The sequence below is a fragment of the Dactylosporangium vinaceum genome (genome assembly GCF_019904175.1).
Taxonomy (GTDB): Bacteria; Actinomycetota; Actinomycetes; order Mycobacteriales; family Micromonosporaceae; genus Dactylosporangium; species Dactylosporangium vinaceum.
This window is the reverse complement of the sequence record NZ_CP061913.1, coordinates 8,165,959-8,191,037: the sequence shown is the minus strand read 5'-3', so window position 1 is coordinate 8,191,037 and position 25,079 is coordinate 8,165,959. Positions and strand designations below refer to the sequence as shown.

Genomic DNA, 25,079 nt, shown 5'->3' with positions numbered 1-25,079 from the left:
CTCGCGAGGCTAACGCAAGACGTGGATCCGGGTGGCGGTCCCGGTCGTGCTGGTGTGTCGCTGCACGAGGTCGGCCAGGTAGTGGACCATCACCAGGCCGCGGCCCCGGCCGTGCGGCGGGCGCAGGCGCCCGATCATCGGGTTGGTGACGTGGCCGAAGTCGCGGACCTCGCAGACCACGCGCTCGTCGTCGTACCAGGTGCGCAGGGTCCCGGAGCCGCCGCCGTGCTGGATGCTGTTGGTGGCCAGCTCGTTGACGGCGCTCTGCAGGTCCACGATGCGGTCCGGCACCAGGTCGGCGTCCAGGCCGACCTCGGCCACCCGGCGGCGCACGTCGACCAGGCTCTCCAGCTCGAAGCGCAGCGTGGTGGCCCCGGCGGGCGGCTCGGACAGCGGCACGTTGCCGGACCGGTTGGCGTCCTGAGGGTCGTAGGCGGCGCTGGGGTACCGCCCGTTGTCATCGACCATCGTGGGGTGCGTGCGGTGCGCGTCGTCGATTCGGCGCCTGTCCAGCCGGGCCAGGTCGTATGGGCACAGCAGGGTCGCCTCGCGCCCCGCGAGCGCGATGTTGACCATGGCTTCGTGCTGGACGCAGCCGGGGTACTCCTCCGCCGTCCGCTCCGGCCAGACGGTCTGCGCCACGATGCGGACCCGGCGGCCCGGGTGCTTGTCCATGAACTTGCACAGCACCCAGGGGATGATCCGCCCGGGGTTGCGCCCGGCCTCCTGCATGTCGAGGAACGCGACGCCGTCGGCGAACGCGCCGAGCCGCTCCCGCAGCAGCGTGACGTTGCCGGCCGGCGCGGCGACAAGCGTGGGCTCGTCGAGGGAGAAGCCCTCGTAGATGAACTTCATGGTGCCGTCGAGGAACCCGACAACGCCCTCGTGCAGCAGCGCCTCGTGCACGAAGGGGTCGGCGACCCGTTCGCTGGGCGTCGGCGCACTTGGGCGACTCATGGAGATGCTTGACTCATCTCTCGGTCCGGCTCCAGCTACATGCGGAGCCTTTACTCAAACGTCGACCACAGACTACGCCAAGAACGCGCGTCAATCACCTACCCGTTGGTACCGCAGGGCCGCCGGCGAGCGCGGGGGCGCACGAAAAACCAAACGTTCGTTAAGCTGATGACCGTGGAGCTGTATACCCCCGACCGGCTCGCCGCGGCCCGGCGCGCCATGGCCGCGGCCGGGCTCGACGCCCTGCTCATCGGCCCGAGCGCCGACCTGCGGTACCTCACCGGCTACGACGCGCACGCCCTGGAGCGCCTGACCCTGCTCGTGCTGCCCGCCGACGGCGACGCGGTGCTGATCGTCCCACGGCTCGAACGCCCGGCCGCGGAGGCGTCGCCGGCGCAGTCGGTCGGTGTGCGACTCGTCGATCACGAGGACGGCAGTGATCCCTATGAATTGGTCAAAGTACGTGTAAAAGCCGCCAGAACCGTCGGTATCGGCAACCGCATGTGGGCCGAGCAGGTCCTGGCCCTGCGCGCCGCACTGCCGGACGCCGACCAGGCCTTGGCCGGAGCCGTGCTGCGGGAGCTGCGGCTGCGCAAGACCCCGGCCGAGGTCGAGGCGCTGCGCCGGGCCGGCCAGGCGATCGACGCCGTGCACCAGCGCATGGGGGAGTGGCTGCGGCCGGGGCGCACCGAGGCCGCCGTGGCCGCCGACATCGCCGCCGCCATCCGGGAGGCCGGGCACGCCACCGTCGAGTTCACCATCGTCGCCGCCGGGCCCAACGGGGCCAGCCCGCACCACGGCGTCTCCGACCGGGTGATCCGGGCGGGCGAGCCGGTGGTCGTGGACATCGGCGGGGCCATGCCCGACGGCTACTGCTCCGACTCCACCCGCACCTACTGCATCGGCGAGCCGCCGGCCGACTTCGCCGACTACTACGCCGTGCTGCACGAGGCCCAGCGGGCCGCCGTCGCCGCCGTCCGCCCGGGGGTCACCTGCGAGTCCGTCGACGCGGCGGCCCGCGAGCGCATCGCGAGGGCCGGCTACGGCGACGCGTTCCTGCACCGCACCGGCCACGGCATCGGCCTGGACGGGCACGAGGACCCCTACATCGTGGCCGGCAACGAGACCCCGCTGGAGCCCGGGATGGCGTTCTCGGTCGAGCCCGGCATCTACCTCGCCGGCCGGCACGGCGCCCGGATCGAGGACATCGTCGTGTGCACCGAGGCCGGCGTCGAGCGCCTCAACACCATCGACACGGAGCTGGTGATCCTATGACCGTCAGCCGCCCGTTCCTGACCGAGGAGGGCGCGGCCCTGATCGGGCTCGTCCGCGAGATCGCCGACGGCGAGCTGGCCCCGCGGGTCGACGAATACGAGGCCGGGAGCCGCTTCCCTCGCGAGCTGTTCACCCTGCTGGGCAAGGCCGGGCTGCTGGGCCTGCCGTATCCCGAGTCGCTCGGCGGCGCCGGCGTCACCTACGAGCTGTACCTGCAGGTGCTCGAGGAGCTCGCGGCCCGCTGGCTGGCCGTGGCCGAAGGCGTCTCCGTGCATACCCTGGCCTGCTACCCCCTGGCCGCCTTCGGCTCCGACGCCCAGCGCGCGCGCCTGCTGCCGGACATGCTCGGCGGGGAGCTGCTCGGGGCGTACTGCCTGTCGGAGGCCCACAGCGGCTCCGACGCGGCCGCGCTGCGGACCCGGGCGTCCCGCGAGGCCCACGGATACGTCGTGACCGGCGCCAAGTCGTGGATCACGCACGCCGGGCAGGCCGACTTCTACAACGTGTTCGTCCGCACCGGCGGCCCGGAGACCCACGGGCGGGCCGCCGGCATCTCGTGCCTGCTGATCGATGCCGCGACCGAGGGCGTGGCCAGCGGTACCCCCGAGAAGACCATGGGCCTGCGCTCGTCCACCGTCGCGCAGCTGACCTTCGACGGCGCCGTCGTCCCGGCCGACCGGCTCATCGGCGAGGAGGGCCGCGGCTTCTCGATCGCCCTGAGCGCCCTCGACGGCGGCCGGCTCGGCATCGCCGCGTGCGCCGTCGGCCTGGCCCAGGCCGCCCTCGACTACGCGGTCGCCTACGCCCGGGAGCGCGAGCAGTTCGGCAAGCCCATCGCCGAGTTCCAGGGCGTCGGCTTCATGCTCGCCGACATGGCCACGCAGACCGCCGCGGCCCGCGCGCTGTACCTTTCGGCCGCCCGGCTGCGCGACGCCGGCCTGCCCCACACCGCCGAGGCGGCCAAGGCCAAGCTCTTCTGCACCGACACCGCGATGCGCGTCACCACGGACGCCGTCCAGGTCCTCGGCGGCGCCGGATACGTCTGCGACCACCCGGTCGAGCGGTACATGCGGGAGGCCAAGGTCCTGCAGATCTTCGAGGGCACCAACCAGATCCAGCGGGTGGTGATCTCCCGATCGCTGTGAACACTTGCGCCTCGGGTTAGGGTTCGCACCGTGGAAGAGACCGATCGCGCGATCGTCGCGGCGCTGGCCGCGGACGGCCGCCTGTCCTACACCGACCTGGCCGAGCGGGTCGGCCTGTCGGTGTCGGCGGTGCACCAGCGGGTGCGCCGCCTCGAACAGCGCGGTGTCATCAAGGGCTACGCCGCGAAGGTCGACCACGATGCCCTGGGCGTCTCGATGACCGCGTTCGTCGCGATCCGCCCGCTGGACCCGTCGCAGCCCGACGACGCCCCCGACCGCCTGGCCCGGCTTCCGCAGATCGAGAGCTGCTACTCGGTTGCGGGCGAGGACTTCTACATGCTCCTCGTCCGCGTCGAGAACCCCCTGGCGCTCGAACGGCTGCTCCAGGAGATCCGCTCGGCCGCGAACGTCACCACCCGCACGACCGTCGTGCTCTCCACGCCCTACGAGCACCGTCCTAGCGTGCGGCCCGCCTGATCGCGTCCTGCACACGGTCGGTGTCGGCCAGGTCGTCGAGCGCCACGTGCGCGCCGGCCGCCTCGAGGTCGGCGCGCGAGTAGCGCCCGGTGGCCACCCCGACCACACCGGCCCCGCTCGCCAGCGCCGCCCCGACGTCCTCGGGCGTGTCGCCGATCAGCACCACCCGGTCGAAGTGCCGATTGCTGCGTCGGTACGCGTTGAGGCGCGCCACCGCCACCAGCTCGGCGCGCACCTCGTGGCTCCAGCCGTAGGCTCCGGCATCCAGATCCAGGTGCGCGGCCAGCCCGAACGGCCCGAGCTTCACCTCCGCGATCCGCCTGACGTTGCCGGTCAGCAGCGACTGCAGCGTCTGCCCGTGCAGCGCGGCGAGCGCCGCGGCGGCCCCCGGCAGCGCCCTTCCCCGCGTGGGCAGCAGATGCGCCAGCTCGTCGAGCGCCGCCTCCGCCCCTTCCCGCAGGTCCTCGAGGTGCGGCTCCGTGACCGCCACCCCGTTGCACCGCAGCATGTCGATGGCGATGGCCCGGTCCGTCCGCCCGGCCATCGGGGGCTGGTGCGTCACCGCCGTCCCGAACCGGCGCAGGAACGCCAGGTCATAGGCTTCGCGCCCGAGCCCGTCCACGTCGACAAGCGTGTGGTCCACGTCCCAGAGCACCAGAATCCCGTCCACCCGGTGGAGCGTAGCCGCAACCGGCATAATCCGGAGATGGCAGAGATCGTGGTGGTACGGCACGGACAGACCGAGTGGAGCGCCGGTGGGCGGCACACCTCCACGACCGACCTCGACCTCACCCCGGAGGGCGAAGAGGGCGCCAAGTCCCTGGCCCGCGCGCTCGCGCCGCGCTCGTTCGTCGCCGTCATCGCCAGCCCCCGCAAGCGCGCCCTGCGCACCGCGGAGCTGGCCGGCCTGCTCGTGACCGACGTGGACAACGACGTCGCCGAGTGGAACTACGGCGCCTACGAGGGCCTGACGACGCCCGAGATCCGCGCCGCCGACCCGGGCTGGGACCTGTGGACCGACGGCTGCCCCGACGGGGAGACGCCGGAGCAGGTCACCGTCCGCCTGGACCGCTTCATCGCAAAGCTCCGCCCGATGCTGGCCCTGGGCGACGTCGCCGTCGTGAGCCACGGCCACGCCTCGCGCGCCCTGGCCGCCCGCTGGCTGGAGCAGCCGGTGGCGTTCGGCGCCCACCTGACCCTCGGGACGGCGACGGTCTCGGTCCTCGGCCACGAGCACGAGACCCCGTCCCTGCGCCTCTGGAACGCCCCGCCCGTCTAGCCCCGCAACGTGAACGGCCGGCCGGTCGGGTCCAGCCACCGGCCGGCGTCCTGCGTGGCGCCGAGAGACTCCGCCGCCGCCGCGGCGGCGGCGAGGTCATCGACGGCGATCTCGAGGTGGAGCTGCCCGGGGTGCGGGTGGTAGGTGGCGGACCGCTGGAACGTGATCGGCTGGGCGCCGGTCTCGCCGATCATCGCGAAGCCGTCGTCGCCGTTGTACGTCAGCGGCTTGCCCAGCAGGCCGGTGTAGAAGACGCTCAGCCGCCACGGGTCGGGGCAGTCCAGCACCGGGCCCAGCAGGTCGTAGTGCGTCAGGTTCGGCTGCCAGTTCAGGTCGAACGGGTTCCCGGCCGGGTCGGCGACGGTGATCCAGCGCTCGAACCGGCGCACCGGCGTGCCGCCCAGCGCCACGGCGCGCTCCAGGGCCGGCTCCAGCTCCGGGACCCGGATGTCCAGGTGCCCCCGGTGCGGCCGGGCGGCGTCGACGGACCGGAAGGCCACCGTCCAGCCGTCGGGGGCGTGCAGCGCGGTGCGGGTGGCGGTGTCGCCGGCCGGGGCCCAGCCGGTCAGGTCGCGGTAGAAGGCGGCCAGGGCTCGATGGCCGGTGGTGTCGAGGACCACCGCGCTCACTGTGCCGATCATGCGCCCAGTTTCGCGTAGAGCGTCGCCAGGTCGGGAACCTTGGTGTGGAAGTCGTTCACCGGGCTGACGGTGGGCAGCTGGTCGAGGTCCGCGATGAGCTCGGCCGCCTCGCGCCAGGCGCCGCCGGCCGGGCCGGGCTCGCCGGCGGCGTGGTGGGTGTCGCCGAGCTGGGCCAGGATGGCGGCCTCCAGGTAGCGGTTGCCGACGTCCCGCGCGAGCCCGAGCGCCTCGCGGTAGTGCTCCTGCGCGGCCTGATACTGCCCGAGCTGCCGGTAGGCGTCGGCGATGGTGTCGAGGAACGCCGGGTCGCGCCGCCACGAGTCGCTCGTGCGGTGCACGGCCAGCGCCTGCTGGCCGAACTCGAGGGCCAGCTCGGGCTCGCCCAGCGCCGCGTGCAGGCACGCGATGGTGTTGAGCACGGCCGCCTCGCCGCGCGGGTGGCCGAGCCGCCGGAACCGTTCGAGTGCCTGCCGCTCCAGGTCCAGCGCCTGCGCATAGCCGGCCTGGGACTGCTTCACGATGGCCAGGTTGTGGATGCAGTACGCCTCCTGGACCGGGTCGCCGAGCCGGTGGATCTGCTCCAGCGCGAACCGCAGGTGGATCTCGGCCCGGTCGTGGTGGCCCAGCAGCGTCTCGGCGTAGGCGAGGCTGCGCCGGGCAATGATCTGCGCGGCCGGGTCGTCCGCGCCGGTCGCGGAGCTCAGCGCGATCTGCTGGACCCGGCGCAGGTCGTGCCAGTGGCCCTGGGCGGCGAGGAAGTCCTGGATGATCCGGGCCAGCCGGCGGCAGTGCTCCGGTCGGCCGCCGTCGTGCGCGCGGCCGACCGCGGCCACGAGCGCCGGGCGCTCGGCGGCCAGCCAGGCCACGGCCGCCCGATGGTCGGCGAACCGCTCGGCTGGCTCGTCCGGGACCGCGTCGGCGCCGGAGTGCTCCAGGGCGACCGCCGCCGCGCGGGCAGAGTACAGGTAGTAGTCGAGCAGCCGGCGCAGGGCGGCCTCGCGATCGGCGGGCAAGTCGGTGGCGGCCGCGAGCTCGGCGGCGTAGGCGCGCAGCAGGTCGTGGAGCGCGTACCGGTCGCCCGGCCGCTCGCCGATCAGGTGCCCGCGCACGAGCTGGGTCAGCAGCGGCCGGGCGTCCTGCGGGGAGAGTTCCAGCAGGGCGGCGGCGGCCGCGAGCCCGATGTCGGGGCCGACCTGCAGCAGCCCCATGAGGCGGAACAGCCTGGCGGCGCCGGGGCTCAGGATCCGGTAGGACCAGGAGAACACCGCCCGGACGTCGGTGACCACGTCGCCGCCGGTGAACGGGTCGAGCCGGCGGCGGCTGCGGGCCAGCTCGTCGGCGACCGCGTCGAGGCTCAGGTGCGGGTTGGTCGCCAGCCGGGCGGTGACGATCGTCAGGGCCAGCGGCAGGCCCGCGCAGCGCTCCACGATCCGGCCGGTGGCGGCGTCGGCGTCGGCGGCCCGGGCGGCGTCCAGGCGGTGGGCCAGCAGCGCGCGGGCCTCGGCGGCCGAGAACGCGTCGAGCGGCAGGGCCCGGCCGCCCTCGGCGACGAGCCCGGTGAGCTGGTCGCGGCTGGTCACCATGGTCAGGCAGTGGCGGCTGCCGGGCAGCAGCGGGCGGACGTGGTCGGCGTCGCGGGCGTTGTCGAGCACGACGAGCACGCGACGGTCGGCCAGGGTGGTGCGGTACAGGGCGGAGCGGGCCTCGAACCGGTCGGGGACGGCGGACCCCGGCACGCCGAGGGCCTCCAGGCAGTCGCGCAGCACGTCGGCCGGGTCGGCCGGGGCCGCGGTCGGGTCGAAGCCGCGCAGGTTGACGTAGAGCTGGCCGTCGGGGAACCGGTCCTGCACGCGGTGGGCCCAGTGCACGGCCAGGGTGGTCTTGCCGATGCCGCCGGGCCCGCTGACGGCGGCGATCGGGGTCGCCGGGGACCCGTCCGGCAGCAGCGCGTCGAGCCGGGCGAGCCAGGCCGCCCGGCCCACGAACCCGGTCACGGCGGCGGGGAGCTGGCGCGGCACCGCCACCGGCAGCGCCCCGGCCGCCGGGGGCCTGGCGGCCGGCGGCCGGTTGCGCAGGAGCGCCAGGTGCAGGTCCTGCAGCGGCCGGCCGGGGTCGGCGCCGAGCTCGTCGGCCAGGACCTCCCGCAGCGCACCGTAGACGGCGAGCGCCTCCGCGGTCCGCCCGGCGCCGGCGAGCGCCTCCATCAGCTGGCCGTGGAACGTCTCGCGGATCGGGTGGCGGGCGGTGAGGGACTGCAGCTCGGCCACGATCGCGGCGTGCCGCCCGAGTGCGAGGTCGGCCGCGAACCGCTGCTCCAGCACCTGCAGGCGCTCCTCCTCCAGCCGGGCCGCCTCGGCCCCGAGGACCGGCACCGCCTCCAGACCGGCCAGCGCCGGCCCGCGCCACAGGTCCAGGGCGGCACCGAACAGCCCGCCGGCCCGCTGCGCCGCCCCGGCACCGGCGGCCGCGCGCCCCTGCTCGGCCAGCGCCCGGAACGCCGTGATGTCGAGCTCGTCCGGCCCGAGGGCCAGGACGTACCCGTCGCCGCGCCTGTCGATGCGGGAGCCGCCGATGGCCCGGCGCAGATGGTGGACCCAGACCCGCAGGTTCTGCTCGGCCCGGGCCGGGACCGGCGTGCCCCACAGCGCCGCGCACAGCTCGGCGCCCGGCACCGGCCGGTTGACCGCGCAGGCCAGGACGGCGACGAGGATCGACGGTTTGCGGCCGCCGAGCGCGACCCGCGCCCCGCCGTCGATGATCTCCGCCGGCCCGAGCAGCCCCACCCTCATCGGTCGATTGTCGCCGACCGGCGCTTCAGCCGTGGTACCGCAGACCGTCCATCAGCAGGTCCAGCACGCGGGCGGCCGGGTCCCGGCGGTCCGCCTCGGAGACCCACAGGGAGACGGCGTTCAGGGCGACCATCACGTCGTAGGGCTCGACGTCCTGGCGCACGCCCGAGTCCGCCGCCGCGGCCAGCAGCTCGCGCAGGGCGGCCTCCATCGAGGTGCGGCTCTGGGCGAACGGCTGCCCGCCGGCGGCGATGACGGTGCGCAGGGCCTCGGCCAGACCGCGCTTCGCCGCCGAGTAGTCGATGAAGGCGTCCATCCAGGCCCGCAGCGCGTCCGGCGGGGACATGGTGGCCAGCAGGCGCGGGGCCGACTCGCACAGGCGGGCGAGCTCGGCCCGGTACACCTCCTCGATGAGCGCCTCCCGGGTCGGGAAGTGCCGGTAGAGGGTGCCGATCCCCACGCCGGCGTCGCGGGCCACCTGTTCCAGGGTGACCTCCTCGGCCGCCTCGGTGGAGAAGGCTTTGAGGGCGGCCTCCAGGAGGCGGTCACGGTTGCGCCGGGCGTCGGCGCGCAGGGGGCGCGGGTGCGTCACGTCACACTCCAAGGGTGGCGAATCGGAGGCTCCTCCGGTTAACGTGGAGGCATGCGGAGGAACCTCCGTTTCCAAGCATACCGCTGGAGAAGATCATGACCGTCACCACACCGTTCGGGAAAGCGTCGACCGCGGCCGAGGTCCTCGCGGGCGTCGACCTCGGCGGGAAGCGCGCCCTGGTCACCGGTGGGGCGTCCGGGATCGGCGTCGAGACCGCCCGGGCCCTCGCGGCCGCGGGCGCCGAGGTCACCCTGGCCGCCCGGGACGTCACGGCCGCAGCGCGGGTCGCGGCCGAGGTCAAGGCCCACGGCGTCGTCCCGCTCGACCTGGCCGATCAGGGCTCGGTCCGCGAGCTGACCGGCGCCTGGGAGGGGCCGCTGCACATCCTCGTGAACAACGCCGGCGTCATGGCCCGGCCGCTCGGGCGGTCGCCGGAGGGCTGGGAGCTGCAGTTCGCGACGAACCACCTCGGCCACTTCGCGCTCGCGTCCGGGCTGCTGCCGGCGCTGCGTGCGGCGCACGGGGCCCGCGTGGTCTCGGTGTCGTCGGCCGGGCACCTCTTCTCGCCCGTCGTGTTCGACGACATCCACTTCGAGCGCCGGGAGTACGAGCCCTGGTCGGCCTACGGGCAGTCCAAGACGGCCAACATCCTCTTCGCGGTGGAGGCGAACCGGCGGTGGTCGGGCGACGGCGTCCTCGTCAACGCCCTGCACCCCGGCTCCATTCAGACGAACCTGCAGCGGTACGTCGACGCCGCCGAACTCCAGCGCCTGCGCGCCGCGACCGGCAACCCCAACCCGGAGCTCAAGACCGTGGAGCAGGGCGCGGCCACGTCGGCGCTGCTGGCCGGCTCGCCGCTGCTGGACGGCGTCGGCGGCCGCTACTTCGAGAACTGCAACGAGGCCGGCCCCAACCAGCCCGGGACGCGGACGGGTGTGGCCGCCTACGCCCTGGACCCGGACGCGGCCGCGCGCCTGTGGACGATCAGTGAGCAGGAGGTGTCCCGGTGAGTTTCGGTTTCGAGTCGACGGCGGCCGAGGTCCTCGCGGGCGTCGACCTGAGCGGCAAGCGGGCGATCGTCACCGGCGGCGCGTCGGGCATCGGCGTCGAGACGGCCCGCGCGCTCGCGGCCGCGGGCGCCGCGGTCACCCTGGCCGTGCGCAACACCGCGGCGGCGCGGGACCTGGCCGCCGAGATCAAGGCGGACGTGGCCCACCTCGACCTGGCCGACCAGGCGTCGGTGCGCGCATTCGCCTGGGACGGGCCGCTGCACATCCTCGTCAACAACGCGGGCGTGATGGCCTCGCCGCTGAGCCGGACCGCGCAGGGCTGGGAGTCGCAGTTCGCGACGAACCACCTCGGGCACTTCGCGCTCGCGGTGCGGCTGCTGCCCGCGCTCCGGGCGGCCCAGGGCGCGCGGGTCGTGGCCGTGAGCTCGACCGCGCACCTGCGCTCGCCGGTGGTGTTCGAGGACATCCAGTTCGAGCGGCGCGAGTACGACCCGTGGCTGGCCTACGGGCAGTCGAAGACGGCAAACGTGCTGTTCGCGGTGGAGGCCGACCGGCGCTGGAGCGGCGACGGGGTCCGGGTCAACGCCCTCAACCCCGGCGGCATCCACACCAACCTCCAGCGCCACATCGACGTCGACGAACTCATCCGCACGGCGACCGCGGCCAACGGCGGCCGGCCGATGCGGTGGAAGACGCCGGAGCAGGGCGCGGCCACCTCGGCGCTGCTGGCCGGGTCGCCGCTCGTCACCGAGTTCGGCACCTACTACGAGGACTGCGCCCTCGCCGGGCCCCACGAGCCGGGGTCGCGAACCGGGGTCGCCGCCTACGCGCTCGACCCCGAGGCCGCGGCCCGGCTGTGGGAGGTCTCGACGCGCTACATCACGTTGTAGCGGCTGAGGGGCTCGACCAGCTCCCGCTCCTCGTACGACAGGTGCGACAGCAGCGTGTCGGTCAGCAGGTCGACCGCCGCCCGCACCTCGTCGATGCCCTCGGGCTTCGCGACCATCGCCACCAGCGCCCGGTCGACGCGCTCCAGGACGTCGGCGATCACGTGGTGCTCCGCCTCCAGGCGGTCGACGACCGGCCCGAGCCGGGGGTCGGCCGCCCGCAGGCGCGGGAACAGGCTCAGGTCCTCGATGGTGTGGTGCGTGGTGACGACCCGGCAGTAGCTCTCGCAGTAGGTGCCGAGCGTCCAGTTGTTCTGCCGCATCGCCATCGTGTTGATCATCGAGCGGGCCCGGCCGAGGTCCATGGCCCCGGCCGCCACCTGGTCCACGAGATCGCGCAGCTGCTGCATCTCCTGCCGCAGATGGTCGTGTACCTCGATCAGGTGCGCCCCCGACGCCCGCTGCCGGGCGCTGTAGGTGGCGGCGAGGTCGCTCTCGGGGCCGGTGGGCCGCTCGGACTCGTCCCACAGCCGCACGTCCGAGAAGCGCGTGCCGTCGTCGGGCGTGGGCGTGGCGAGTGTCGGGTTGAGCGGGCGCTCGGCTGTGCCCGGTGCGGGCTCGGCGAGCTCGACCACCGCGGCTCGGGGCTTCGCGGACGGCCCGGTCCGCTCCGCCGTCACCAGCTCGCGGACCGCGGGCACGACCTCGGTCGCGAACCGCTCCAGGTCGCTGTCGCCCCCGGCCTGGACCATGAGGATGAACGAGCTCATGCCCTCGGTGACGGCCAGCTCGGCCAGCTGCTCCACCCAGACCTTCGGCGGGCCCTGCAGGAACTCGCGGCCGTCGCCGCGGAACGTGCCCGCGATGTTGTACAGGCGGCGGATGTCCTCGGGGCGGCGACCGGCGGCGACCGCGGCCTCGTCGATGCGGCGGTTGGACTCGGCCAACTGCTCCGGCGGGACGTACGGCGAGCTGGGCAGCCACCCATCGGCCACCCGGCCGGTCAGCGCGAGGGCGCGCGGCTTGATCGCGCCGATCCAGATGCCGATGTCGTGCGCCGCGCCGGGGCCGGGGTGCGCGCCCTCCAGCCGGTAGTGCTCACCCGCGAAGCGGACCGAACGCTCCTCACTCCACAGGGCGCGGATGACCGCGATCGCCTCCTCCAGGGCCTGCAGCGCCTCGCCGGGGCGGCGCCGGGGCCCGCCCATCGCCACGATCGGATCCCAGAACCCGCCGGCGCCGATGCCGAGCTCGACCCGGCCGCCGGTGAGCAGGTCGAGGCTCGCCGCGGCCCGGGCGAGGACGGCGGGCGGGCGCAGCGGGAGGTTGGCGACGTTCGGGAACACCGAGATCCGTTCGGTGTGCGCGGCGATCACCGACAGCTGGGTCCAGGAGTCCAGAAACTTGCTCTGGTAGGGGTGGTCCTGCAGGCTCGTGAGGTCCAGGCCGAGATCCTCGGTGCGCACCGCGAGGCGCAGCGCCTCGGCGGCGTTGGCGGCCTCGGCGGGCAGGAAGGTCCCGAACCGCAGGTCGTGGCCATAGTCGGTCATACAGATAATATTCCACGCAGATTGTTTATGGGCAAATTTACAGGCGTTTACAGAAGTCCTCGATCGCGTCGAGGTGCGCTGGGGTCAGCCCGCGCCTGTCGTCGGGCCGGATGAGCAGCGCCCGGTCGTCCCGGGTCAGCTCGTCGAACAGCGGACCGGCCTGCGGTACCTCCACATCGTCGGTCCACACCAGACGCCGCCCGCCCCGCAGGACCGCCCGCGCCGCCGCCAGCTTCGCGACGGAGTAGTCGGGGACCTCCCCGAAGGCCCGGTCGAGCTTGAGCTTGAAGACCCGCTCGACCTCGTCCGGCCACGCGCACCACGTGGAGCACCAGCGCACCTCCGCCACGCCGTCGCGCTGCAGCCGCTTGATCCGGGCGATGAGGGCCGGCGCCCAGCGCAGCCGCCACTGCGCTCCGAGCGCGTAGGCCCGGTCGTGGAACGGCGCCGCACCCCAGCCGGGGCGCTTGACGTTGATGACCCCGTCCACGTCGAGCAACCACACGGGAGGCGGCTCCTCTGGCATGGGGGCAAGGTACCGCCTGCCGGCGCTTCCCGGGAGCCCGGTCGCTCGAATAAATACATTGTGCATCGCCGCCCGAATGCGTAATGTATTCATCAGCACCGAGAAGGACACGGATGAAAGACCCGAGGAAGAAGGAGGAAGTCATGCAGCGGCACCCGGCACTCGAAGCCAAGCGGGCCATGCTCGGCCGTCTCCTCCTGGCCGCCGGTTGCACGTGTCTGACCAGCTACGACGCCTCGGGCGGGCGAAGCCGCTAGCATCACGCCAGCGACGCTTCCGCCGCCCGCCCCACCGGGGTCCGGGCGGTTTTTCTTTGCCTTTTCACACCTCGCCGAATGGCTGTTTCGGCATGCCCTCGTGCGATTGTTCTGCATTGAGAACTCCATAGTGGATGGCACACGCAATTGTTTCGTGCCGCCTTCGGGCGGCCCATGGGCTTGTGGCGCAGTGGTAGCGCATCGGTCTGGCAGACCGAGGGTCAGCGGTTCGAATCCGCTCAGGTCCACGTGTGCGAACCCCTGGGGGGAGGTTCGCCACGCATGCCGTCGTAGCTCAGTGGGAGAGCAAGGCCCTGTCGAGGCCGAGGTCGCCGGTTCGAACCCGGTCGACGGTGCGCAGTTTTCTGATCACGCGGTTGTAGCTCAGTCCGGCCAGAGCGCCGCCTCGCCATGGCGGAGGTCCCGGGTTCGAATCCCGGCTGCCGCTCTTCACGCCCTCGTAGCCCAAAGGCAGAGGCACGACGTTGAGGACGTCGACGGTGCGCGTTCGAATCGCGCCGGGGGCACTTGATCGTCTTGCGTGGCGCGGTGGACGAATTGGGAGAGTCACCGGGTTTTCACCCCGGAACAGTGCGGGTTCGAGTCCCGTCCGCGCTTCGAAGGTGCACGTGCCGCTAGCTCAACCGGTAGAGCAGCCGACTCTTCATCGGCGCGTTCGGGGTTCAAGTCCCCGGCGGCGCACTTGCAGGGTAGAGGAGCCTGGTCGTCCTCACCGGTCTCATAAGCCGGGTGATCGTGGGTTCGAATCCCACCCCTGCCTCCACGTTTCACCACATCACGACGGGACCGGCCGCGTTCGACGGGGGCGCCGGCCGGTCCCGTCCCCAAGCGGGCGCGCCGACGTCGGAGAGTCGGGGCTGGCTGTAACCCAGTTGCATTGTCTGAGGGGGTTCGAATCCCTCCGCCCGCACGTATGCCTTCGTAGCTCAGTGGACAGAGCACCAGGTTCCGAACCTGAAGGTCGCTGGTTCGAGTCCAGCCGGGGGTACGCCCGATCCCATGCCCGAGTCTGGTCAGGGAACCGCCTGCAAAGCGGTCTACGCCGGTTCGAATCCGGCTGGGGTCTCCCGTCGCGTGTGCCGTCCACTGTGGAGTTCCACAGTGCTGCGCAGGCGGAGCCGGCTGCTCGGCCGCCGCTCATAACGGCGGAATGCCCGGATCGACACCGGGGCCTGCGACTGTGCGATGCTGGCCGACATGGGGGACGGCACGCGGTTCGGTGAGGTGGCCGACGTCTACGACGACGCCCGGCCCGGCTACGACCCGGCGCTGTCCGACGCGATCGCCGCCTATCACGGTCCTCCGCCGCGCGACGTCCTGGAGATCGGCGCCGGGACGGGGAAAGGCACGGCTGTGCTGGCGCGGCTGGGCGGCGCGCTGACGTGCGTCGAGCCGGACCCGCGGATGGCCGCGCTCCTGCGCGGCGCCTTCCCGGCCGCGACGATCGTCGTGGCGCCGTTCGAGGCGTCCGGGACCGGCCCGGCCGACGTCGTCGGCTGCGCGATGGCCTGGCACTGGCTCGACCCGGCCCGGCGCAACCGCCTCGCGTTCGACGCCCTGCGGCCCGGCGGCACCCTCGCGCTGTTCGGCCACCGGTACGGCTACGCCGACCCGGTCCACGAGCGCGCGATCGACGCGGCCTTCGCCTCGGTGGACCCGGCCCCGTCGGTCCTGCGGCCCATCGAGTGGGCGTATGACGACGTCCGCGGCGCCGGGCTGTGGGCGGACGTGACAGTGCAGTACTCGAGCCGGACCGTGTCGATGGACACCGCGCGGTTCCTGCGGCTCGTGCGCACCTTCAACCCGTTCCGGATGCGCTCGCCGGCCGACCGGGAGCGCACGCTCGCGGCGCTGGCCTCCACACTGGACGGGCTCGGCGGCGCGACCGTCGTCGACCTGCAGGGGCATCTGGTCCTGGCCCGCAGGGCGCAAGTGGCGGCCAGGACCGACAATTGACGGCATGTATGTCATCAAGGAGCGCTTCTTCGACGTCGGCGACGACTTCGACGTCACCGACGACCACGGGCGCAAGGTCCTGCACGTCGACGGCAAGGTGCTGAGCCTGCGCGACAAGCTCGTCATCGAGGACCCCTCCGGCAACGAGGTCGCGTCGGTGCACCGGAAGCTGATCTCGCTGCGCCCGGCGTACCAGATCGAGATCGGCGGCGAAGAGGCGGGCGAGGTCAGGAAGAAGCTCTTCACGCCGTTCCGCGAGAAGTTCACGATCGACGTCCCCGGCCCGGACGACCTGACGATGTCGGGCGACCTGTTCGACCACGAGTTCACCGTCGAGCGCGGCGGCCGCGAGGTGGCGTCGGTCTCGAAGCGCTGGCTGAGCATCCGCGACAGCTACGCCGTGAACATCGCCGACGGCGAGAACCACCTGCTCATCCTCTGCGCCGTCCTGGCCCTCGAGCTCGCGATGCAGCGCGAGAAGAAAGAGGACGACCGCGACTGACGCCGGCGCGGCAGCAGCGGCTCGGACGCGTGGCGGGTCAGGCCGGCCCCGGCCGGACCAGGAGGGCCTCGGCGCCGACCGGGCGGTAGCCGGCGGCCTGGAAGGTGCGCACGCTGCGGGCGTTGCCCGGGGCCTGCTGGGACCAGATCGGGGCGCCGTCGGGGACCAGGTGGCGGGCGGCCAGGGCCAGGGAGCGGCCCAGGCCCCGGTGGCGGTGGGGCTCCTCGACCTCGATGGCGGCCTCCCAGCGGCCGGCCACGCCGCGGCCGATGACCAGGAGGGCGCCTTCGGTTGCGTAGGCCCGGACGTCGGCGCGGCGGGTCCGGGCGCGGACGACCCTCGGGTGGGTTGCGGCGTCCACCTGGCGCAGGTCCAGGGGTGGGGGCCCGGCCAGGGCGGTGGCCACCGTCAGCAGGTCGATGGTCTCGGCGGTGCGGCCCGTGCGGTCGGACAGCGCGGTCAGGAAGCGGGGGTGCATGGGGGCGGCCAGCCGGTCGGTGCCCGTGGCCGCCAGCTGAGCGCGCAGCCAGGCGGGGTCCTCGTCGACGAAGACGGCCGAGTGGGCGGTGAAGGCGATGACGCCCGCGTCGCGCGGGCTCGGCTGGGGGAGCAGCGAGACGCCGCCGTCAGGGGGTGGAAAGCGGCCCGCGGCGGCGGCGTCGAGCAGTGCGGCTAACGAATCCCCCATGCGATCAATCAGAACACGGCGATGGAGTTGGCGGTGTACGTGGTGCCGGCGGCCGGGGGCGTGCTGAAGCGGGCGTTGGGCAGGTACAGGCGGTGGCCGAACTGGGCGATCGTCGTCGGCACGTCGAAGCGCGGGTCGGTGCGCTCGGCGCGGACCGTGCCCTTGGTGCCGGCGTGGTTGAGGGCGACCGCCACGACCTTGTTGTCGCGGTTCTGGACCACGTAGAGCGTGCGGCCGGAGAGCCACAGGCCGTCGCCGTTGACGAAGGTGCGGTCGCCGGTGTCGATGCGCTCGGTGACGCCGGTGCGCGGGTCGATGCGGAACAGGAGCCCGGTGTTGGACTGCACGGCGATCAGGGCGCGGCCGTCGGGGGTCGCGGCGATGCCGTTGAGGTTGTTCACGCCCGGCGTCAGGACGAAGTCGCCGGTCAGGGTCAGCTTGGTGAACGACTCGGGGAGGTTGCCGCGGCGGCCCGGAGCGACCTTGTACAGCACCCCCTGCCGCGAGTCCGTGAAGTACGCGGCCCCGTCGAGCAGGATCACGTCGTTGACGAACGTGGTGTCGGTCGTGAACGTGTAGGACGCCAGCACCGCCCCCGTGCGGGTGTCGACGACGCGCGCGTCGCCGCCGCCTCCGCCGGCCACGAACAGGCGGCCGCGGCCGTCGGTCTTCATGCCCAGCGACGCGGTGCCGACGGGCGGGCTGAGCTGGGTGCCGGCCCCGCTGACGAGGTTGACGCGGTAGATTCGCCCGTCGGCGCGGGAGCCGAAGTAGGCGAAGGCACCCGGGCCGATCGCGATGCCCTCGGGCTGGAAGCCGTCGGGCAGGTTGATCGTGGTGGGTAGCGGGCGGTCCGCGCCCGCGGCGGACGCGGCGGCCGGCCCGGCCAGCAGCGTGGCCGTGAGCGCGGCGGCCAGGGTCAGGACGACAGTCATGCGCCGATGTACGGTCATGCCTAGTACTTACACCGCAAAGCTGGGAAGCGTTCGGCAACCAGCCGAATCCGCTCAGCCCGAGGCGTCGACGAACCGGCGGATCCGCTCCACCACCTCCGGCGACGGGGTCAGCAGCTGCATCCCCACCTCGGTCTGCGGGCCCTGCCGCACCACGTGCATGACCTGGGCGTGCGTGCGGGTCACCGGGCCGCCGAGGTTCAGCTCGACGACCACGGTGTCGCCCGAACGGACAGGTACGTCCCCCTCCGTGCAGGCGCGCAGGCCACCCGTGCTCAGGTCCATCAGCTCGCCGGTCACGAACTCCGACCCGCCGTCGACACCGAAGCGCACCGGGCCGGACGCCGCGATCCGCTCGGCGTGGCGGCGTTCGAGCTTCTCGGCCAGCGCCGACATGCCCCTGATGCGCTCCATGGTCTCGCCGACCCGGCCGGTCAGCCGCTCGACGGTCGCGTGCTGGTCCTGGGCGACGGTGTGCAGCACCCCCGTGCACTCCCCGATCCCGCCGACGCCCGTGACCATCGCCCGGATGGTGCCGTTCATCTGCGCGGCGGTCCGCTCGAGCTCGGAGATCGTGGCGGCGATCCGCTCGGTCGACTCGGCGGTGCTGCCGGCCAGGTCCTTGACCTCGTTCGCGACGACCGTGAAGCCGCGCCCGGCCTCACCGGCCCGGGCCGCCTCGATCGTCGCGTTGAGCGCCAGCAGCCGGGTCTGGGCGGCGATGCCGGCGATGAGCTGGGAGGTGGCGTCGACCTGGCGCAGGCGCTCGCCGAGGGCGGCCACGACCCGCTCGGCCTCGGCGGCCCGGGCCATGACGGATGCGGTGGCCCGGTCGGCCTCGGTGACCCGCTCCTCGATCGTGCGCGCGGCCTGGCGGACCTCGCCGACCTGGCCGACGACGTCCTCGAGCTCGGCCGAGATCGCGCCGACCGACTCGTCGACGACGCTCTGGGCCCGCTCCCGCAGCTGCCGCTGGCCCTCGCGCTGCTGCTCGAAGCTGGCGTGCAGCTGCTCCTCGCGGATCCGCTGGGCCCGGCCGAGCTGCTCCTCCTGCTCGACCAGGCGCTGCCGGGAGCGCTCCAGGGCGCGGCCGATGTCGCCGAGCTCGTCGCGACCGGCCGGCACCTCACGCGCGGACAGGTCGCCCTGGGCGGTGGCGGTGACCGCGCCGACGGCGAGCTGCACGTCGTGGCGGGTGCGCCACCAGACCGACGCGGCGAACCAGATCGCCAGCACGGCGGTCACGCTGGTGACGGTGAGGTTGATCGTACGGTCCCGAGAGAGCCGGTCGTAGCGCTCGCCGAGGAGTCGCTGCAGCGCGCCGGTGGCCGGCCCGATCGCCTGGCGGATGGCGGCCGCGGCGGCGCTCGCGTCGACCGGTCCGGGCGTGGCCAGACCCTTGGTCAGGGTGGCGGAGAGCGCGGTGAGCGCGTCGGCGGCAGCACCGAGTGGCTGCAGGTCGCCGGCGAGCGCGCCGTCCGCGGTGTTGGCCACGGCGGTCTTCGACCCGGTGCGCAGGGCCGCCGCGGCGTCGTCGAGGCGCCCGGCCCGCACGGCCTGGGCGGCGACCCGGTCGGCGAGCGGCGCGGTGGTGTCGGGGGCGGCGACGCCGGCCGCGACCGCGAGGGCCCTGGGCAGCTCGACGACGAGCGCGTCCATGACGTAGTAGGTGTCGAGGTCCGGGTCGAGGATCAGCCCGGAGCTGTTGCCGACGTCGGTGATGAGCGTGGCGACCGCGTCGGCCGCGGCCGGACCCCCGCCGCTGGGGAGGCTGCCGGGCAGCGCCGAGAGGTCGGGGCTGCGGCCGGATGCGAGCTCGGTCATCGCGGTGAGGGCCGGCAGCACCACCTCGGTGCCGGTGCGCTCGCCGGCGGCGAAGCCGAGCTGGTTGCCGACGGAGGTGGTGTAGGCGTAGGTGGTGCCGAGGCCGGGGACCAGCAGTACCACCACCAGCACGGCCAGCCGGGTGCTCGTGCGGACCCGGTCGGACAACCACAGCATCGGCACGAGCAGTGCGGGCCGGCGCGAAACGCTCACATGCGCCTGATCGGCCCGGGCGGGCGCGCTTCTGAGGGAAAACGCCCCGCCCGGTCCGAAAAGCGAACTGCAGGAACCGGCCTACAGGAAGCGGTACGCCGTGCCGCCGCGCACCGGGGCGACGCGGATGCCGGCCGACGGGTTGGCCGCCTCCACCATCTTGCCGCCGCCGATGTAGATGGCGACGTGCCCCGACGTGTGGATGACGTCGCCCGGCAGCCACTGGCCGGCGGGGACCTGGCGACCGCGGGCGGCGATCTGCTCGCTCTGGTGCGGCAGCTTGATGCCGACCTTGGCGTACGCGGCGGCCACGAGACCGCTGCAGTCGTACGCGTTCGGGCCCGAGGCCGCGTAGACGTACGGCTTGCCCACCTGGGCCATCGCGAACGACACCACCGTGCCGGCGGCCCCGGACGGGGGCTTCACCGTGGTGGTCGTGCCGCCTGTCGTCTTCTTCGTGGACGATGAGGACGACGACGAGGATGACGAGGACGACGACGTGGTCTTCTTCGAAGCTGTCGACGAGGCCGTCTTGGTGGGCGTCGGCGCGGGCGGCGCCGGGGGAGTCGCCGTGTCGCGCTGCGACGCGGCCAGATGCAGCGTCACGTCGCGGTTGGCACGGTCGACGCGCTCGTAGGCGGTGAGCAGTGCCTCCTGCTCAGCGAGCGTCAGTGCGGGCGAGCCGGTGAGGACGGTCCCGGTCTCCGCCTTCGCGGTTGGTGCGGGTTGGGCCGCTGCGGCCGAGGGGCCGAGCCAGACGGCGGACAGGGCAATGGCTGCGGTGCCTGCTGCAATGCGGTGCAGCGGCTGGCGAGCGTTCAGTTCGGCTCCATGGTCGGCCCGGTGCACTCTCGCGTGTCTCGGGTGGAGCGCCCGTCATGCCGGCGCTGACCCGAAGTACCGGGCAAAGCAGACAATTCTGTTGTCCAGCCCCAGTGAGGGCCGTTCGCGACGCTAGGCCGCTCCTGGCGCTCCCGTGACCCTTCGTGACATTCCTCACCACCTATCTCACCCGCATCAGGGTGGGTATCGACAGATATGTCCGTACCGACCGGGCAACCTTTCCCGGCCGTTCGGGCGTCCCGGGTTTGACGGCTTTTTGCGCGCATATGCTGCATTCATGGGCTTTCCGGGGGTACCGCGAGCGGCCACCGCCGCCGCGACCCTCGCAATGCTCGCGGCGTGCGCCGGACCCGGCCCCAGCGGGCCCGCCGAGGACCCCGCCTGCGCCCCCTACGCCGCGTACCACGGCCACGCGGGCGGCACGGTCACCGTCAGCTCCTCCATCCGCGGCGTCGAGGCCGACAAGCTCGTCCAGGCGTGGGCCGGCTTCGAAACGTGCACCGGCATCACGATCGACTACACCGGCCGGGCCGACTTCGAGAAGTCGCTGCCGGTCGAGGTCGGCGCCGGGCACGTGCCCGACGTCGCGCTGTTCCCGCAGCCGGGCCTGCTGGCCCTGATGGCCCGGGCCGGGCGGCTGCAACCGGCCCCGGCCGCGGTCGCCGACAACGTGCGCCGCTACTTCCCGGCCGACTGGCAGCGGTACGGCACCGTCGACGGCGAGCTCTACGGCACGCCCATCGACGGCAATGTGAAGTCGCTCGTCTGGTACTCCCCGAAGTTCTTCGCCGCCCACGGGTGGACGGTGCCGCAGACCTGGGCCGAGCTGATCGGCCTGAGCGACCGCATCGCCGGCACCGGGATCAAGCCGTGGTGCGCCGGGATCGAGTCGGGCGGCTCGACGGGCTGGCCGGTCACCGACTGGCTCGAGGACATGCTGCTGCGCACCGCCGGGCCGGCCGTCTACGACGAGTGGGTCGAGCACCGCATCCCGTTCGACGACCCGCGGGTCGTGGCCGCGCTCGACCGGGTCGGCGGGATTCTGCGCAACCCGCGGTACGTCAACGGTGGCCTGGGCGGCGTGGCCAGCATCGCCACCACCGCCTACCAGGAGGCCGGGCTGCCGATCCTGACTCACGACTGCGCCCTGCACCACCAGGCGTCCTTCTACACCAGCTTCTGGCCGGCCAACGCGGACGTCGCCCCGGACGGCGACCTCTACGCCTTCTACCTGCCGCCGGTCGACCCGGCCGCCGGGCGCCCCGTGCTCGGCGCCGGTGTCTTCGCGGCCGCGTTCACCGACCGGCCCGAGGTCCAGGCATTCTCGCTGTACCTCACCACCCCCGACTTCGCCGACAGCCGCGCCCGCACCTCCGGCATCGTCAGCTCCAACAAGGGCCTGGACCGCGACGTGCTCACCACCCCCATCGGGAAGCTCTCGGCCGCCCTGCTGGCCGACCCGGAGGCGGCGTTCCGCTTCGACGGCTCCGACCAGATGCCCGCGGCCGTCGGTGCCGGCACGTTCTGGTCCGGGATGACCGACTGGGTCCGTGGTACGGACACCGCTACCGTCCTGCACCGCATCGAGACCACCTGGCCGGCTTGATCCGGTGTCGCGGTTGCCGATGTGAACACCGTGTTCGGACGCGTGCGGAGGCGGCTGGCCGATCTGCGGATCGCGACCAAGATCGTCAGCGTCTCCCTGGTCGTGACCGCCGTCTTCACCGCGTCCGGCGTGGTCGGCCTGGTCAACCTCCAGCGGCTGGTGGACGAGCAGGACCGGCAGTACCGCGTCAACGTCGTGGCCCTGGACAGGATGACGACCGTGCGCTCCGCCGTCGGCGCCCAGCTGGAGGCGGTCCTGGCCTACATCCTGTCCGAGCCCGGCTTCTACCGGGACACCTACGCCGAGATCATCACCGAGTCCGACCGGGACATCGACGCCCGCATCGCCGAGCTGCGCGCCATGGCGCTGCCGCAGTCGGAGCGCTCCGGCCTCAAGGCGTTCTCCGCGACCATCACGATGTGGCGCACCGCCCGCCAGGCCGCCCTCGACGCCGCCCACGCCGGCGACCAGCAGAAGGCCGCCCAGGTCGTCCTGGTGCGCTCCGAGGCCATCGCCCGGGCCGTCAAGGACCGGGCCAACTCGTTCCTCGACCAGCTCGTCGAGGCCGTCGCCGACGGCGCCCGGCAGGCCAAGGCCAACGGCGTGCGCAACAGCCGGTTCACCGCGGCCCTGCTGGGCGTGGGCGCGCTCACCGGGCTCCTGCTGGCCGTGCTCACGGCCCGGGCCATCTCCCGGCCGCTGCGCGAGGTCGTCGACGTCCTGGCCCGGGTTGCGCGGGGGGACCTGAGCCGCCGGGTCGAGCTGGACCGCGGCGACGAGGTCGGGCAGATGGGCCGCTCACTCAATGAGACGCTGGGCGTGCTGCGGGCGGCGTTCGAGGAGGTGCACCATCGAGCCTCGCACGACGGCCTCACGGGCCTGGCCAACCGAGCCCTGCTCCGCGAGCGCATCGCCGCCGCCCGCCCCAACGCCGCCGGCGGGCGCCCGGTCGCCATGCTCCTCATCGACCTCGACGGCTTCAAACAGGTGAACGACGCCTACGGCCACAACGCGGGCGACTACCTGCTCACCGTCGTCGCCGAGCGCCTCCAGGCCGGCGTCCGGTCCGCCGACACCGTGGCCCGCCTCGGCGGCGACGAGTTCGCCGTGCTGCTCGACGGCGTCGACTCGGCCGAGGACGTCTACCTCATCGCCGACCGGCTCTGCACCGACCTGCAGGAGCCGGCCGTCTACCGCGACAGCTGCGTCATCACCCCGCGGGCCAGCATCGGCGTGAGCGTGTGGGACGGCGAGGTCCCGATCGACGCCCTCATGCACGACGCCGACCAGGCGATGTACGCGGCCAAGACCGGCGGCAAGGGCCGCGTCGTGCACGCCTGACGCCGCTAGATCGACACCCAGCCGTCGAACCCGCTCGGCGACATGCAGTGCACGCGGTTGCTGAGCCGCAGGGACGGATCGCTCTGGTACCGCTTCGCCAGGGTCCGCTCCGCGTCGACGTCACCGCGATCGGCCGACAGCAGCAGCTCGGCCAGCTCGTCGGCGGTCCGGTCGGTGATCGCTCCCCACTGGTCCCACAGCAGGGCCTCGTCGCACTGCCGGTGGGCGACCTCGAGCAGCACGTTGTCGAGCAGGAACTGGTGCCCGCGGAACGGCAGCCCGGGGTCCACGCCGTAGCAGTCCGCGTCGATCAGGCCCTGCCGGTGCGCCATCCACGCCTGCGCCGCGGTCACGAACAGCGGCAGGTCGGCGGTGTCGAACGGATAGTCGTCCGGATCGAGCTGCGCGTCGGCGAGCACCCACCGGCGCCCGTTCCAGTATTCGGCCACGACGTGGTCGTAGTTCCAGTCCTCGGCGAAGTAGGGCGAGAACCCGACCCGGCTGCGCGCCGGAATCCCGCGCCGCCGCAGCGCCGCGATGGTCAGCAGCGTGAAGTCCCGGCAGCACCCGAGCACCCGCTGCTCCACCGGCCGCGGCTCGGCCAGCGCAACCGGGAACCGCTCCTGGTCGACCTGGAGGATCCGCGACGCCCACCGCGAGTCGATCTCCGCCAGCCGGGCCGCGTCGAACGAGATCCCCGACGCCCGGTAGTGCACCAGCACGTTCCGGACGCCCGCCATCAGCCCGGGAATGTCCTCGGGCAGCTCATCGAGGAGCCCCCCGAACCGCCCGGGCTCGCTGAAGCGCGACTGCTCGCGGTACCGCTGCAACATCCTCCGAACCTAGTGCTGAAACTGCATGGATTGCCAACATCAGGGCGGTTTGCAGTTCCTCGCCGGGCGGTGTAGACGAGCTAATCCGGCGGCTCCGGTTCTCGGGTCGCCGCCCACATCGCCCGCCCGAGCGCGGCGTGGGCCCTTGCGGCCGGATGGGTGGGCCCGTAGTCGTCGGCGCCGGAAAGCGTGTGTGCGAACAGGGCGTAGACCGCGGCCGGGGACTCGTTGCGGGCGAACACGATGCCGGCCTCGTGCCGGGCCGCTCCGCGGGTGTCGTGGTCGGCGCCGTGTTTCGTGGCTACCCTGGTGCGGGCGGGTCCGGAGAGGTCGTGGCGGATGCCGTCGTGGTAGCCGGTCGGGGAGCGCAGGACGGCGAGCACGAACGCGGTGCCCGCGGGGTCGAGGAGCGTGCCGGCGGCGAGACGGGTCAGCAGGTCGTGGGTCTCGCGGGCCGTGGTGTCGCCCAGGAAGAAGCGGGCCGGGTCCGGCGTCGGCGCCACGCGGGTGCGGGCGAAACCGAGCGATGCCAGGGTGTCGTTGATCTCGGCCGCCGGGAGCAGCCGGCCGCAGAGGCGGACCGCGGTGTTGTCGGAGACCAGCAGCAGTGCGGTGAGAATCCCGGCCGCGGTGAGCTCGTCGCCGTGGACGGGCTGCAGGTGGTACAGGCCGCTGCCGCCGAGGACGTCCGTGCTGCGCAGCCGGACGCGCCGGTCGAGCGGGACCCGGCTCAGCACGGCCGCCGCCACGAACAGCTTCTGGATGCTGTAGCCCGGGACGGGTTCGTCGTCGCTGTCGCTCACCACGACCCGGTCGCCGATCGTGATCCGGGCGTGCCACGCGCCGCCGGCCGCCGCCTTGGCCCGCGCGTAGGCCCGGCGGATTCGGGTGACGGCCGGCGGTGCGCTCACCCG

General features: G+C 73.2%; 23 protein-coding genes and 10 tRNA genes. 20 read left to right on the top strand and 13 right to left on the bottom strand.

What is annotated here, in order from left to right:
• Window positions 1–9: 9 nt before the first annotated feature.
• Window positions 10–957 carry a sensor histidine kinase gene (locus Dvina_RS36810; RefSeq protein WP_223094033.1) on the bottom strand — a complete coding sequence of 316 codons (948 nt, stop codon included), beginning with the start codon at window positions 955–957 and terminating at the stop codon, window positions 10–12.
• 168 nt (window positions 958–1,125) lie between these two features.
• Between Dvina_RS36810 and Dvina_RS36805 the strand changes: the two genes are divergently transcribed.
• Genes Dvina_RS36805 through Dvina_RS36795 form a run of 3 tightly spaced genes read left to right on the top strand, consistent with a single transcriptional unit; the run spans window position 1,126 to window position 3,854 of the window.
• Window positions 1,126–2,232, top strand: coding sequence for a M24 family metallopeptidase (locus tag Dvina_RS36805; protein WP_223094031.1), 1,107 nt, complete (start codon window positions 1,126–1,128; stop codon window positions 2,230–2,232).
• Entirely contained in the window at window positions 2,229–3,377 is a 1,149-nt protein-coding gene (locus Dvina_RS36800) for an acyl-CoA dehydrogenase family protein (RefSeq protein WP_223094029.1), read from the top strand. The genes Dvina_RS36805 and Dvina_RS36800 overlap by 4 nt, the downstream gene beginning before the upstream one ends.
• A 30-nt stretch (window positions 3,378–3,407) precedes the next feature.
• On the top strand, window positions 3,408–3,854 hold the full coding sequence (locus Dvina_RS36795; RefSeq protein ID WP_223094027.1) for an Lrp/AsnC family transcriptional regulator: 447 nt from the start codon (window positions 3,408–3,410) through the stop codon (window positions 3,852–3,854).
• Here Dvina_RS36795 and Dvina_RS36790 read toward each other — a convergent pair.
• Window positions 3,835–4,524 carry an HAD family hydrolase gene (locus tag Dvina_RS36790; protein ID WP_223094025.1) on the bottom strand — a complete coding sequence of 230 codons (690 nt, stop codon included), beginning with the start codon at window positions 4,522–4,524 and terminating at the stop codon, window positions 3,835–3,837. The two genes, Dvina_RS36795 and Dvina_RS36790, sit on opposite strands and share 20 nt — an antisense overlap.
• Window positions 4,525–4,560: 36 nt before the next feature.
• Between Dvina_RS36790 and Dvina_RS36785 the strand changes: the two genes are divergently transcribed.
• The gene (locus Dvina_RS36785; protein WP_223094023.1) at window positions 4,561–5,133 is read left to right on the top strand and encodes a histidine phosphatase family protein; all 573 of its coding nucleotides are present in this window, start codon (window positions 4,561–4,563) and stop codon (window positions 5,131–5,133) included.
• Here the strand turns inward: Dvina_RS36785 and Dvina_RS36780 are convergent.
• From Dvina_RS36780 to Dvina_RS36770, 3 genes are read right to left on the bottom strand one after another with little or no spacing between them, the layout of a single operon-like run.
• Complete coding sequence (locus Dvina_RS36780) at window positions 5,130–5,774, bottom strand: VOC family protein (protein ID WP_223094021.1); 645 nt, start codon at window positions 5,772–5,774, stop codon at window positions 5,130–5,132. The genes Dvina_RS36785 and Dvina_RS36780 overlap by 4 nt on opposite strands.
• Complete coding sequence (locus Dvina_RS36775) at window positions 5,771–8,563, bottom strand: AfsR/SARP family transcriptional regulator (RefSeq protein WP_223094019.1); 2,793 nt, start codon at window positions 8,561–8,563, stop codon at window positions 5,771–5,773. The genes Dvina_RS36780 and Dvina_RS36775 overlap by 4 nt, the downstream gene beginning before the upstream one ends.
• A gap of 25 nt (window positions 8,564–8,588) precedes the next feature.
• The gene (locus tag Dvina_RS36770; protein ID WP_223094017.1) at window positions 8,589–9,155 is read right to left on the bottom strand and encodes a TetR/AcrR family transcriptional regulator; all 567 of its coding nucleotides are present in this window, start codon (window positions 9,153–9,155) and stop codon (window positions 8,589–8,591) included.
• Between the two features lie 95 nt (window positions 9,156–9,250).
• Here Dvina_RS36770 and Dvina_RS36765 point away from each other — a divergent pair, with 95 nt between their 5' ends.
• Complete coding sequence (locus Dvina_RS36765; protein ID WP_223094015.1) at window positions 9,251–10,165, top strand: SDR family NAD(P)-dependent oxidoreductase; 915 nt, start codon at window positions 9,251–9,253, stop codon at window positions 10,163–10,165.
• Window positions 10,162–11,055 carry an SDR family NAD(P)-dependent oxidoreductase gene (locus Dvina_RS36760; protein ID WP_223094013.1) on the top strand — a complete coding sequence of 298 codons (894 nt, stop codon included), beginning with the start codon at window positions 10,162–10,164 and terminating at the stop codon, window positions 11,053–11,055. The genes Dvina_RS36765 and Dvina_RS36760 overlap by 4 nt, the downstream gene beginning before the upstream one ends.
• On the opposite strand, the gene Dvina_RS36755 is transcribed toward Dvina_RS36760, so the two are convergent.
• Both Dvina_RS36755 and Dvina_RS36750 read right to left on the bottom strand, forming a co-directional pair.
• Complete coding sequence (locus Dvina_RS36755; protein WP_223094011.1) at window positions 11,040–12,602, bottom strand: LLM class flavin-dependent oxidoreductase; 1,563 nt, start codon at window positions 12,600–12,602, stop codon at window positions 11,040–11,042. The genes Dvina_RS36760 and Dvina_RS36755 overlap by 16 nt on opposite strands.
• 37 nt (window positions 12,603–12,639) lie before the next feature.
• Window positions 12,640–13,107 carry an HAD domain-containing protein gene (locus tag Dvina_RS36750; RefSeq protein ID WP_223094009.1) on the bottom strand — a complete coding sequence of 156 codons (468 nt, stop codon included), beginning with the start codon at window positions 13,105–13,107 and terminating at the stop codon, window positions 12,640–12,642.
• A 454-nt stretch (window positions 13,108–13,561) separates the two neighbouring features.
• Here Dvina_RS36750 and Dvina_RS36745 point away from each other — a divergent pair.
• From Dvina_RS36745 to Dvina_RS36690, 12 genes are all read left to right on the top strand, one after another.
• A tRNA-Ala gene (locus Dvina_RS36745) sits at window positions 13,562–13,633 on the top strand.
• Between the two features lie 36 nt (window positions 13,634–13,669).
• Window positions 13,670–13,741, top strand: a tRNA-Asp gene (locus Dvina_RS36740).
• 17 nt (window positions 13,742–13,758) lie between these two features.
• Window positions 13,759–13,833, top strand: a tRNA-Gly gene (locus Dvina_RS36735).
• Window positions 13,834–13,839: 6 nt separating this feature from the next.
• Window positions 13,840–13,912, top strand: a tRNA-Leu gene (locus Dvina_RS36730).
• 16 nt (window positions 13,913–13,928) lie between these two features.
• Window positions 13,929–14,003 (top strand) — tRNA-Glu (locus Dvina_RS36725).
• 11 nt (window positions 14,004–14,014) lie between these two features.
• Window positions 14,015–14,087 (top strand) — tRNA-Lys (locus Dvina_RS36720).
• A gap of 2 nt (window positions 14,088–14,089) precedes the next feature.
• Window positions 14,090–14,169: transfer RNA gene (locus Dvina_RS36715), tRNA-Met, on the top strand.
• Window positions 14,170–14,234: 65 nt separating this feature from the next.
• A tRNA-Tyr gene (locus Dvina_RS36710) sits at window positions 14,235–14,316 on the top strand.
• Between the two features lie 5 nt (window positions 14,317–14,321).
• Window positions 14,322–14,394: transfer RNA gene (locus tag Dvina_RS36705), tRNA-Arg, on the top strand.
• Window positions 14,395–14,399: 5 nt separating this feature from the next.
• Window positions 14,400–14,472: transfer RNA gene (locus Dvina_RS36700), tRNA-Cys, on the top strand.
• Window positions 14,473–14,603: 131 nt separating this feature from the next.
• Window positions 14,604–15,362: a class I SAM-dependent methyltransferase gene (locus tag Dvina_RS36695; protein ID WP_223094007.1), complete on the top strand. Its 759-nt coding sequence runs from the start codon at window positions 14,604–14,606 to the stop codon at window positions 15,360–15,362.
• A 4-nt stretch (window positions 15,363–15,366) separates the two neighbouring features.
• A complete protein-coding gene (locus Dvina_RS36690) occupies window positions 15,367–15,864 on the top strand; it encodes an LURP-one-related/scramblase family protein (RefSeq protein WP_223094005.1) in 498 nt (165 codons plus the stop codon).
• A gap of 37 nt (window positions 15,865–15,901) precedes the next feature.
• Here the strand turns inward: Dvina_RS36690 and Dvina_RS36685 are convergent, their stop codons facing one another.
• The 4 genes from Dvina_RS36685 to Dvina_RS36670 all read right to left on the bottom strand — a co-directional run bounded on the left by Dvina_RS36685 (window position 15,902) and on the right by Dvina_RS36670 (window position 20,391).
• Window positions 15,902–16,552, bottom strand: a complete 651-nt coding sequence (locus Dvina_RS36685) for a GNAT family protein (protein WP_223094003.1) — start codon at window positions 16,550–16,552, stop codon at window positions 15,902–15,904.
• 8 nt (window positions 16,553–16,560) lie between these two features.
• Window positions 16,561–17,505: an SMP-30/gluconolactonase/LRE family protein gene (locus Dvina_RS36680; protein WP_246655565.1), complete on the bottom strand. Its 945-nt coding sequence runs from the start codon at window positions 17,503–17,505 to the stop codon at window positions 16,561–16,563.
• Between the two features lie 54 nt (window positions 17,506–17,559).
• Window positions 17,560–19,542, bottom strand: a complete 1,983-nt coding sequence (locus tag Dvina_RS36675) for a methyl-accepting chemotaxis protein (protein WP_223094001.1) — start codon at window positions 19,540–19,542, stop codon at window positions 17,560–17,562.
• Window positions 19,543–19,623: 81 nt separating this feature from the next.
• Window positions 19,624–20,391, bottom strand: coding sequence for a C40 family peptidase (locus tag Dvina_RS36670; RefSeq protein ID WP_223093999.1), 768 nt, complete (start codon window positions 20,389–20,391; stop codon window positions 19,624–19,626).
• A gap of 271 nt (window positions 20,392–20,662) precedes the next feature.
• On the opposite strand from Dvina_RS36670, the gene Dvina_RS36665 reads away from it, so the two are divergent.
• Both Dvina_RS36665 and Dvina_RS36660 read left to right on the top strand, forming a co-directional pair.
• Entirely contained in the window at window positions 20,663–21,991 is a 1,329-nt protein-coding gene (locus Dvina_RS36665; RefSeq protein WP_246655564.1) for an ABC transporter substrate-binding protein, read from the top strand.
• Between the two features lie 21 nt (window positions 21,992–22,012).
• Complete coding sequence (locus Dvina_RS36660; protein ID WP_223093997.1) at window positions 22,013–23,332, top strand: diguanylate cyclase domain-containing protein; 1,320 nt, start codon at window positions 22,013–22,015, stop codon at window positions 23,330–23,332.
• Window positions 23,333–23,337: 5 nt separating this feature from the next.
• Here the strand turns inward: Dvina_RS36660 and Dvina_RS36655 are convergent, their stop codons facing one another.
• A complete protein-coding gene (locus Dvina_RS36655) occupies window positions 23,338–24,165 on the bottom strand; it encodes a transglutaminase-like domain-containing protein (protein ID WP_223093994.1) in 828 nt (275 codons plus the stop codon).
• A gap of 80 nt (window positions 24,166–24,245) precedes the next feature.
• The gene (locus tag Dvina_RS36650; protein WP_246655563.1) at window positions 24,246–25,076 is read right to left on the bottom strand and encodes a serine hydrolase; all 831 of its coding nucleotides are present in this window, start codon (window positions 25,074–25,076) and stop codon (window positions 24,246–24,248) included.
• Between the last annotated feature and the right edge of the window lie 3 nt (window positions 25,077–25,079).

Coding starts and splice junctions, on each gene's coding strand:
- Dvina_RS36810 (WP_223094033.1), bottom strand. CDS start 957: ATGAGTCGCCCAAGTGCGCCGACGCCCAGCGAACGGGTCGCCGACCCC.
- Dvina_RS36805 (WP_223094031.1), top strand. CDS start 1,126: ATGACCGTGGAGCTGTATACCCCCGACCGGCTCGCCGCGGCCCGGCGC.
- Dvina_RS36800 (WP_223094029.1), top strand. CDS start 2,229: ATGACCGTCAGCCGCCCGTTCCTGACCGAGGAGGGCGCGGCCCTGATC.
- Dvina_RS36785 (WP_223094023.1), top strand. CDS start 4,561: ATGGCAGAGATCGTGGTGGTACGGCACGGACAGACCGAGTGGAGCGCC.
- Dvina_RS36780 (WP_223094021.1), bottom strand. CDS start 5,774: ATGATCGGCACAGTGAGCGCGGTGGTCCTCGACACCACCGGCCATCGA.
- Dvina_RS36775 (WP_223094019.1), bottom strand. CDS start 8,563: ATGAGGGTGGGGCTGCTCGGGCCGGCGGAGATCATCGACGGCGGGGCG.
- Dvina_RS36765 (WP_223094015.1), top strand. CDS start 9,251: ATGACCGTCACCACACCGTTCGGGAAAGCGTCGACCGCGGCCGAGGTC.
- Dvina_RS36755 (WP_223094011.1), bottom strand. CDS start 12,602: ATGACCGACTATGGCCACGACCTGCGGTTCGGGACCTTCCTGCCCGCC.
- Dvina_RS36695 (WP_223094007.1), top strand. CDS start 14,604: ATGGGGGACGGCACGCGGTTCGGTGAGGTGGCCGACGTCTACGACGAC.
- Dvina_RS36690 (WP_223094005.1), top strand. CDS start 15,367: ATGTATGTCATCAAGGAGCGCTTCTTCGACGTCGGCGACGACTTCGAC.
- Dvina_RS36685 (WP_223094003.1), bottom strand. CDS start 16,552: ATGGGGGATTCGTTAGCCGCACTGCTCGACGCCGCCGCCGCGGGCCGC.
- Dvina_RS36680 (WP_246655565.1), bottom strand. CDS start 17,505: ATGACCGTACATCGGCGCATGACTGTCGTCCTGACCCTGGCCGCCGCG.
- Dvina_RS36665 (WP_246655564.1), top strand. CDS start 20,663: ATGGGCTTTCCGGGGGTACCGCGAGCGGCCACCGCCGCCGCGACCCTC.
- Dvina_RS36655 (WP_223093994.1), bottom strand. CDS start 24,165: ATGTTGCAGCGGTACCGCGAGCAGTCGCGCTTCAGCGAGCCCGGGCGG.